The 8,542-nt window shown below is 49.0% G+C and carries 5 protein-coding genes and 1 pseudogene; 5 read left to right on the forward strand and 1 reads right to left on the reverse strand.

The annotated features are described in order from the left end of the window. Positions 1–283: 283 nt before the first annotated feature. From HMPREF2954_RS05740 to HMPREF2954_RS12965, 4 genes and pseudogenes are all read left to right on the forward strand, one after another. On the forward strand, positions 284–2,485 hold the full coding sequence (locus HMPREF2954_RS05740; RefSeq protein WP_045073530.1) for a TonB-dependent siderophore receptor: 2,202 nt from the start codon (positions 284–286) through the stop codon (positions 2,483–2,485). A 49-nt stretch (positions 2,486–2,534) separates the two neighbouring features. Continuing rightward, on the forward strand, positions 2,535–3,404 hold the full coding sequence (locus HMPREF2954_RS05745; protein WP_231574632.1) for a hypothetical protein: 870 nt from the start codon (positions 2,535–2,537) through the stop codon (positions 3,402–3,404). 102 nt (positions 3,405–3,506) lie between these two features. Further along, positions 3,507–5,225, forward strand: a complete 1,719-nt coding sequence (locus HMPREF2954_RS05750) for an ABC transporter ATP-binding protein/permease (protein ID WP_045073533.1) — start codon at positions 3,507–3,509, stop codon at positions 5,223–5,225. 140 nt (positions 5,226–5,365) lie between these two features. Then, positions 5,366–5,476: pseudogene (locus tag HMPREF2954_RS12965) on the forward strand (IS5/IS1182 family transposase); the annotation flags it as partial. Positions 5,477–5,675: 199 nt separating this feature from the next. On the opposite strand, the gene HMPREF2954_RS05755 reads toward HMPREF2954_RS12965, so the two are convergent. Continuing rightward, positions 5,676–6,452 carry a FadR/GntR family transcriptional regulator gene (locus HMPREF2954_RS05755; protein WP_039404752.1) on the reverse strand — a complete coding sequence of 259 codons (777 nt, stop codon included), beginning with the start codon at positions 6,450–6,452 and terminating at the stop codon, positions 5,676–5,678. 396 nt (positions 6,453–6,848) lie between these two features. Here HMPREF2954_RS05755 and HMPREF2954_RS05760 point away from each other — a divergent pair, with 396 nt between their 5' ends. Beyond that, complete coding sequence (locus HMPREF2954_RS05760; RefSeq protein WP_045073538.1) at positions 6,849–8,492, forward strand: lactate permease LctP family transporter; 1,644 nt, start codon at positions 6,849–6,851, stop codon at positions 8,490–8,492. Positions 8,493–8,542: the final 50 nt, after the last annotated feature.

Here is an 8,542-nt window from a genome sequence, read left to right on the forward strand (position 1 = left end):
AAAAACGGTTGCCATTTTTTACAGATGGTTTATAGTTCTTTATAACTAATTTTCAGCTAATTCCTTATATCTATCTTTGCAACCTTGGATAAGTAGTTGCCATTGGGTACTCCGCCCGGCGGCAACATTTTTTTATCTGCCGGGATTTGATAAAATCCGTCCGTTTTATCTGACGCAGGTCGTCTGAAAAACCTAATACTTTGAATATTTATAGTTTTTATGGTTATAAATATCAAATAAAAATAAACATTTTACGACAACAGCTTTATCTGGAATCAACCAAATGAACAATACAAACAAAGAGAAACTTTTCAAACTCAGCACCTTGGCGTTCTGTCTTGCCGCGCTGCCGCAAGCCGTTCACGCCGCTGAAGAAGTGCAGCAGGTCGAATTAAAGCAGGTCAATGTGGTCGGCAAAAACCGCAGCCTGCGTACCGAAAATCGAAATGACTATACGACTTCGGCTATGAGTTCTACCACAGGACTGGCATTGACACCGCGCGAGACGCCGCAATCCGTCAGCGTTATTACAAAAAATCAAATTAACGATCAAGGCATTACGACGCTGGCGGATGCCTTGAAAACAACGACCGGTGTAAATGTCGTCCGCCAAGGGAACCGCACCCATTTCCAAAGCCGCGGATTCTATATTGAAAAATTGGAAGAAGACGGCATGGCTACCACTATTGGTGCGCCGGGCATATTTGGCAGTCCTGCCAGAGACGGGCACAACATCACCGACCTTGCCATGTATGACCACATTGAAGTTGTGCGCGGTGCGGCCGGGCTGACCCAATCCAACAGCGCGCCCGGAGGTACGATTAATGCCGTACGCAAAAAACCGACGGTTAAAAAACAAATCAGTATGAATGGTTTAGCCGACCGTTTCGGCAAACGGCATATCGAATTGGATGCCTCGGGCACTTTAAGCTCAGAAAACCAACTCCGCGGGCGTATTGTCGGCAGTTTTGATCATGACAAAACATTTCAGGATAAAGTGAAAGGGCAAAATAGCCTTCTTTATGGCGTTTTGGAAAAAGACATCGGAGAAAACAGCAAGGTTTCTGTCGGTGCGTACCGTATCGCCCAGCGCAACACCCCCAATCTCAACGGCTTACCTTTATGGGAAGACGGAAGCAGTCTGCCGCGCGACAGCTATTTCGGTGCCGATTGGAATCATGGGCGATTCATCAAAAATGGTGTTTTTGCAGAATTTGACCACTACTTCAACGACAACTGGAAATGGAACAGCAAAATCGATTGGCGAAACAGCCACTCTGACCAAAGGTATGCTTTCTTAATGGCAGACAAAAGCGGGTTGAAAGCCAATCAATCCATCGGTATTGAAGACCAACAGGCTTTCCGCTATCAGCACGACAGCAAACATCTGCATATTCAAAACAACCTGCGCGGCAAGTTTGAAGCCTTGGGTCAAACCCACGACATCTTCCTGACTCATAATTATTCGAAAGAGCGCAATAACCTGCACCATACCCGTATGCAGGCAACCGGCAGCTACGATCCATTTTCTGCCGTTATCCCCCAGCCGGACTGGGCTGCCGAACCATACAGCATTATGGACAGCAACAACCATTTCTATACGCACGCCCTTGCAGCAGGTACCCGCATCAATCCTACGGAAAAACTGCATCTGTTGGTAGGCGGACGCTATACCCATTGGAAACGCGACTTCGATTACAACTGGTCCCGTTATGCAGGCGCTCCGGACAATGATGCAAAAACCTATTCGGTCAAAAACAGCAAATTCATTCCATACATCGGCATCACTTACGATTTCATGCCGGGGCAAAGCCTCTATGCAAGCTATACATCCATCTACAAACCGACTCTGAAAACAAATGCAGACAACAGCTATCTCGCGCCCGAAGTCGGTAAAAACTACGAATTGGGTTGGAAAGGCGAATGGATGCAGAGCAAACTCAATACGGCCGTTTCCCTGTTCCAAACCGATAACACCAACGTCGGCGTGCGTGTCAACGTTCCGGCCAGCGGCAACAGGAAACAGACTTTCTACTACGTTCCCGCAAAAGAACGCAGCCGCGGTGTAGATGCGGAAATTTCCGGAGCAATCGGCGCAAATTGGAAACTGTTTGCCGGCTATACCTACAATATCCGCAAAACAGAAAACCATCCCAATACCGAGGGCGATTTTGCCAACTGGACCCCAAAACACATTTTCCGCGCTTACAGCAGCTATACGCCGCCGTTTGCAAACGGTAAGTTAAGTATCGGTATAGGCTTGTCCAGTCAAAGCAAAACCGGCAGCAAGCTGCCCCAGGGCGGCTATACCGTTTGGAATGCCGGTTTGCAATACCGTCCGACCGACAATTTGCAACTTGGGCTGGCGGTCAACAACCTGACTGACAAACGCTACTATGAAAACAACAGCAACCGTACAAAAAACTACGGCAACTTCTACGGCGAACCGCGCAATGCCGTGTTCAGCCTGAAGTGGAAGATGTAATATAGTATAGTAGTACCGTCATTCCCGGCTTGCACGGGAATGATGGTATATGAGTTGCTATTCATATTATTTTTTAAATTCATATGATTTTTTGCGCATTATTATGGAAATGCTAAAAGACTTTTTATCTAATTTTTTAAAATCACAGGAAGAAAAAATAAAACTTCCTACATTTTTTACGTTTTTAATTGCTTTCTTAGTGTTTAAAATCTGGATTTATTGGAAACCAATTAGTATTTTTCTCCTTTCTAAGGAAGATATAGAAACTAGAATTATTAAGATAGATAATCAAATTAATTTGATTGAAAAAAATTTCAGTATTTCTTCTTGGTGGCAAAGTATTCTATTTTCTATTTTTATAACTACTATATATACGATTTTATTTCCATATATACAACTAAAAGTTAATTATATAATTTCTTCATTTAAGAAAAAGAATTTTAATATTCAAGCGGAATTTGAATCTGAATGTGGAAAAATAAAACTAAAAAGAGAAATAGAAGAACGAGAATATAGAAATTTACAGAATCAAAATACTACTGATAGAAGCTTTGCCGATCAATTACGCGATAGGGATGATGAGTTGCGTAATTTATTAGCAGAGATGGGTAGGCTTTCAAAAAACTATAATAATAGAATAGAGGAAATGAACAAATTACATAGTGATGAAATAGGAAGTATTCATTCGGATTATCAGAAAAAAATTGAAAATTTGAATAAGGAAATAGATGAACTACAAGAGAGGATTGAATATATTTCGTATCAAGCCCAACAAGTAGAAAATGATATGCGACAAGAAAGGGAAAAAGAATTTCATTTACAGCGGGAACAAGAAAACTTGGAATATAACAGGCTATTTGAGGAAAATGAAAAACTTCGCTGGGAATTGGAACAGCTTAGATCTAAGGATTCTTCATAATTCAATGGATTTTGGGTTGTCTATTATGTGTCTAACCAAAATCTTATCTTTCATACATAGATTTTCAGACGACCTCCCGTTATTCGTACCAACACACCATCCATGAACATCCTCAAAAAATTCTTCCGACTCGCCCGCCCTTTTTGGACAGGGGCGCACGGGCGCATCCAATGGCTGATGCTCGCCGTCCTCATCGGCTTCACCCTTTGTTCCATCACCATCAGCGTTTGGATCGCCGCGTGGGACAAACGTTTCTACGACGCGCTCGCTGCGTTTGACGGCGCGTCCATGCCCGCGCTCATCGTCGAATACCTCGGCTACATGGCGATGATTATCGGCTGCATCGTCTGCGGTGACTGGCTGCAAAAACACCTCATCTTCCGCTGGCGCACCCACCTGACCGAACAATTCCAGCAAAACTGGCTCGAAGGCCACAAACACTACCGCCTGCGCCTGACCGGCGAACCCGACAACCCCGACCAGCGCATCGCTGAAGACATCTATCTGCTCGCCGACAAAAGCATCGGACTGTTCCGCTCCTTCATCAATAATATTGCCAAATTCAGCGCGTTCGTCGCCGTATTGTGGACGCTCTCCGGCGTGCAAACCTTCAACATCGGCGGACGCGACATCACCATACACGGCTACCTCGTCTGGGTTGCCCTGATTTATTCCGTCATCAGCACCCTGATTGCCCACCTCGTCGGCCGCAAACTCAAAAACCTCAACATCGACCGCCAGCACCGCGAAGCCGACTACCGCGCCGCCCTCCTGCGCGTGCGCGACCACGCCGAACAAATCGCCTTTTACAACGGCGGCGAAGCCGAAACAGGTCGTCTGAAACAACGCTACCTCCGCATCCGCGACAACTGGCGCCGTCTCACCAACTGCGAATTCCGCCAAGAAACCTTCTGGGCGGCCTATGTCCGCATCAGCATCTTCATCCCCATCCTCGCCACCCTGCCCATGTACCTCGCCAAAACCATGACCTTCGGCGACATGATGCAGACCCGCACATCGTTCGCCCGCGTCCAAGACAGCTTCGGCTGGTTTACCGACTCCTACCGCCGCCTCATCGAATGGGCGGCAGTCGTAGAACGCCTCTCCGGTTTTCAGACGGCATTGGAACAAGTAGAGCAGGAAGGCAGAAGCGCCGCCCGCCCAACGTCCGCACCCACCCTGACTTTAAACAACCACCGCCAAAGCGGCATCCTCGTCCTGCAAAACCTCACCGTCCACACCCAAACCGGCGGTCCCCTGCTCACTGACATCAACCTCGAAGCCCACGCCCCCGAATGGGTATTGCTCGAAGGCAGAAGCGGCATCGGCAAATCCACCCTGCTGCGCACCCTCGCAGGCTTGTGGCCGTATTATCAAGGCAGCTTCGCCCTCGACGGCAGCCTCCTCTTCCTGCCCCAACGCCCCTACCTCCCCGCCGACACCCTGCGCCATACCGTCAGCTATCCCCACACCGCCTGCCAAGACGACCGACTTATTCAGACGACCTTGGAACAAGTCGGGCTGGGTCGTCTGAAAAATAATTTAGACGAACCATACGAATGGCACGGCATCCTCTCCGGCGGCGAACAGCAACGCCTCAGCCTCGCCCGCGCGCTGCTGCACAAACCGCAAATCCTGTTCCTCGACGAAGCCACCAACCAGCTCGACGGCGAATCCGCATTGACGCTGATGCAAACCCTCAAACGTGCCTTACCCGACACCCTCGTCATCGGCATCAGCCATCAACCCGAAATCCAAGCCTTGTTCGGACGTAAAGTTAATTTAAAACCACTCGACGAACTTGCAAACCGTTCAGATTAGTAATATAGTTCTTTTTGACTAGTTTCATAGTTCTTTAGGGTTACTTTTAAAACTCCTTGGATAGCCTCCGCCAGCTCCCGGCAGGAGGCGTTTTTTTGCCTGTCTGCGCTTAAAACAAATTAAATTTCAGGGCGTTGGATAGGTATAGTGGATTAAATTTGAATCAGGACAAGGCAACGAAGCCGCAGACAGTACAGATAGTACGGAAAGGCGAGGCAACGCCGTACTGGTTTAAAGTTAATCCACTATATAAATATTGGTATTTGAATAGGTTTAATTTTCAGACAAATCTTGTTGTATGGGCTTAATGTGTAAAACAAGAAATAGAAAAAGGTCGTCTGAAAACCTTGCGTTTGGGTTTTCAGACGACCTTTGTGTGCATGAACTTATATCAGCAAGAAGGATTAGCCGCCGAAGTATTCATGCTCTAATCTGAGAAGTGTTGAATGTTTACCAGTCCTGCGCCCGCTTCAAGTCGTTCTGCGCCAGCGTGTCGGCGTGTTCGTTGCGGCTTTTGTATTCCCTGTTTTGCAAGATGCTGTTGGCGACGTAGTTTAAGTGTATTTTGGCGGCTTCGGCGGCATCGGCAGGGCGGCGTTCGAGTATGGCTTCGTAGATGGCGCGGTGTTGCGCAATCAGCTTGGGGCGCGGGTCTTCGGTTTGGTTGGAATAGATGATGCTGCTGCGCGTCTGGCGGTAGAGCATTTTGAGCAGGCCACCGGAGAGGTGGCTGAAGAGGATGTTGTGCGCGGCGTCGGCGATGGTTTGGTGAAAGCTCACGTCGGCTTCGCTTTGATGTTCCAGATTGCCGCTTTCGCAGGCGGATTCGAATTTTTGCCGCCAAAAATCAATCCGTTTCAAATCGGCATCGGTGCGCCGTTCGGCAGCCAACGATGCCATGCAGCCTTCGATGTGGCAGCTGAAATCGAAAACGTCGGTTTCCCAGTTGGAATGTTTGCCGAGCAATTCTTGCCAGCTTTGGAGGAAATCCTGCTGCGGTTTGACGGAAACGTAATAGCCGTCGCCCTGACGCGCTTCCAAAACCTGCCGCGCAATCAGGATGTTCAGCGCAACCCTGACCGACGGGCGCGATACGCCGAATTCTTCCGCCAACGTGCGCTCGGGCGGGATTTTGCCGCCTTCTTCGTAAATGCCCGCCGCGATGCGTTCCTCCAATATCGACAATATTTGGTCGCTGATTTTTTGCGGACGAACCAGTTTTGTCATTGTAATTCCCTCTTTTCCATCATGTTTTTTCTGCGAAGAAGACCCAAATCCGATAATGTGATGCTGCAGGCCGTCCGAAAGGGCAGCCTGCATCAAAATTGGCATGACCAAATTGGCATGACCAAGGTCGCCGTATTCTAATTAACCGCCCCGTATCCCGTCAATATGGCTTGTCCTACCCGTATGTGTTTTAAAACTACATCGGGCTACATTTTTACAATTCATATAATATTTTGTTTTATTTAAAATTAAATAACAAATTTGCGCCGATGCAGCCGGGTCGTCTGAAAAAATAATTGACCGCCATATTAAAGTTTCGTAAAGTGTCCTCCGTTCTCAAAATTGGTTTTACCAATTTAGGAAAATATATTAGAAAAATATTCGGAGATTTTCCCTATGGATACTTGGATTCAAAACTATACCGCAGTGGGCGGCAGCCTGTATTTGACGGCAGCCGTCGCCCTCCTGCCCATTATCTTTTTCTTCGTCGCACTGACCATCCTGAAGCTCAAGGGGTATCAGGCGGGGCTTTATACGCTGCTGATTGCGCTTGGCGTTGCCATATTAGGCTTCGGAATGCCTGCGGGCATGGCAGTTTCTTCCGCGCTGTACGGCTTTGCTTACGGTTTGTGGCCGATTGCATGGATTATCGTTACTGCCGTGTTCCTGTATAAAATTACCGTAAAAACAGGGCAGTTCGACATCATCCGCGCTTCCGTGATTTCGATTACCGAAGACCAACGCCTGCAAATGTTGCTGGTTGGCTTCTCCTTCGGCGCATTCCTCGAAGGCGCGGCAGGCTTCGGCGCGCCGGTGGCGATTACCGCCTCGTTGTTGGTGGGTTTGGGCTTTAATCCGCTCTACGCCGCCGGTTTGTGTTTGATTGCCAATACCGCGCCCGTGGCTTTCGGCGCGATGGGCATTCCAATCCTGGTTGCCGGTCAAGTGTCCAACCTCGACCCTTACCATATCGGTCAGGTTGCCGGCCGCCAACTGCCGATCCTGTCGATTATCGTTCCTTTCTGGTTGGTCGCCATGATGGACGGTATGCGCGGCATACGCCAAACTTGGCCTGCCGTATTGGTGGCGGGCGTATCTTTCGCCACTACCCAGTTCATTACCGCCAACTTCATCGGTCCGGAATTGCCCGACGTGACCTCCGCATTGGTCAGCCTGGTCTGCCTGTCTGCCTTCCTGAAAAAATGGCAGCCTAAAGAAATCTTCACCTTCAACGGCATGAAAAAACCGGCCGAGCGCAAAGCGGGCGAATATACTGCCGGACAAATCATCAAAGCCTGGTCGCCTTTCGCCATCCTGACCGTTTTCGTCAGCGTATGGACGATTAAGGGCGTTAAAGAGGCTTTGGGCGTTGCCACCATCAAATTCGACTGGCCGATGCTGCATAACTTGGTACAAAAAGCCGCGCCCATCGTCAGCGAACCGACACCATACGCCGCTGTGTTCAAAATCGACCTCCTCGGCGCAGTCGGCACGGCAATCCTGTTTGCTTCCATCGTTTCCGCCGTTTTGCTGAAAATGAAACCTTCCGAAGCCGTCAGCACTTTCTTTGAAACGCTCAAAGAACTGCGCCTGTCCATCCTGTCTATCGGCTTGGTACTCGGCTTCGCATTCGTGGCAAACTATTCAGGCCTGTCGTCCACATTGGCACTTGTCCTCGCCGCTACCGGTACCGTGTTCCCGTTCTTCTCGCCGTTCCTCGGCTGGCTGGGCGTATTCCTGACCGGTTCGGACACTTCCGCCAACGCGCTCTTCGGCTCGCTGCAAGCCAGCACCGCGCATCAAATCAACGTTGTGCCCGAGCTGACCGTCGCTGCCAACACCACCGGCGGCGTGACCGGCAAAATGATTTCGCCGCAATCCATCGCCATCGCCTGCGCAGCAGTCGGTCTGGAAGGCAAAGAATCCAACCTGTTCCGCTTCACCGTGAAACACAGCTTGATTTTCTGTACCTTCGTCGGCCTGCTGACCCTGCTGCAAGCTTATGTCTTGCCGTGGACGCTGGTTTTCTTCAACAAATAAGCCAATCGGCTTGAAATATAGTGGATTAAAATAAAAATGAGACAAGGCGG

The organism is Neisseria sp. HMSC067H09, from assembly GCF_001814135.1.
GTDB lineage: Bacteria > Pseudomonadota > Gammaproteobacteria > Burkholderiales > Neisseriaceae > Neisseria.

Excerpts from the sequence above, each read along its gene's own strand:
- HMPREF2954_RS05740 (WP_045073530.1), top strand. The coding sequence starts at position 284 with ATGAACAATACAAACAAAGAGAAACTTTTCAAACTCAGCACCTTGGCG.
- HMPREF2954_RS05745 (WP_231574632.1), top strand. The coding sequence starts at position 2,535 with ATGAGTTGCTATTCATATTATTTTTTAAATTCATATGATTTTTTGCGC.
- HMPREF2954_RS05750 (WP_045073533.1), top strand. The coding sequence starts at position 3,507 with ATGAACATCCTCAAAAAATTCTTCCGACTCGCCCGCCCTTTTTGGACA.
- HMPREF2954_RS05755 (WP_039404752.1), bottom strand. The coding sequence starts at position 6,452 with ATGACAAAACTGGTTCGTCCGCAAAAAATCAGCGACCAAATATTGTCG.
- HMPREF2954_RS05760 (WP_045073538.1), top strand. The coding sequence starts at position 6,849 with ATGGATACTTGGATTCAAAACTATACCGCAGTGGGCGGCAGCCTGTAT.